Annotated in this window: 1 protein-coding gene; it reads right to left on the reverse strand. The window is 48.3% G+C overall.

Features of this window, described 5'->3' with window-relative positions:
• Positions 1-659 (reverse strand): DNA mismatch repair endonuclease MutL (gene mutL / locus R8O10_RS25540; protein WP_318191999.1); only part of this gene is annotated, 659 nt, incomplete at both ends.

Genomic DNA, 659 nt, shown 5'->3' on the forward strand with positions numbered 1-659 from the left:
CAATCACAGAGCTTTGTGCCAGTGCATCAGCCAAAGCTTGATAGATAAAGTCATGTACCAATCTTGCTTGATGGAAACGCACTTCATGCTTCGCTGGATGAACGTTCACGTCCACCTGATGCGGGTCTAGCTCGATGAACAACACATAAGCGGCAAATTGATCCGGCTTTAAGCTCATTTCGTAACTTTGACGAATCGCATGATTGATCAGTTTGTCCCGCATCATGCGGCCATTCACGTAACAATACTGCAAATCGCTTTGCTGACGAGCCCCATCCGGGGTGGTGATCCAACCATGCAACTTGAGACCTTGATGCTCAAGCTCAATACGAAGCATGTTACGCACAAATGCATTACCACACACCGCCGCTATACGCTTTTCGGTTTGCAGTTGATTCTTAGCCGCACGGTACTGGCGGATCACTTTGCCGTTATGACGAACGTTGATCGAGACATCAAAGCGGCTCAGTGCAATGCGTTTTAACAGCTCGTCAATGTGAGCAAATTCCGTTTTTTCGGTACGCAGAAACTTACGGCGTGCAGGAGTATTGAAAAACAAATCCAGCACTTCAACCGTGGTACCAATGGGATGGGCAGCAGGCTGCAATTTGACCTGCATATCACGCCCTTCCGAATATGCACTCCACGCTTCTTCTTGC

The sequence above is a fragment of the Vibrio sp. 1727 genome, from assembly GCF_033344415.1.
GTDB classification, from domain to species: domain Bacteria; phylum Pseudomonadota; class Gammaproteobacteria; order Enterobacterales; family Vibrionaceae; genus Vibrio; species Vibrio alginolyticus.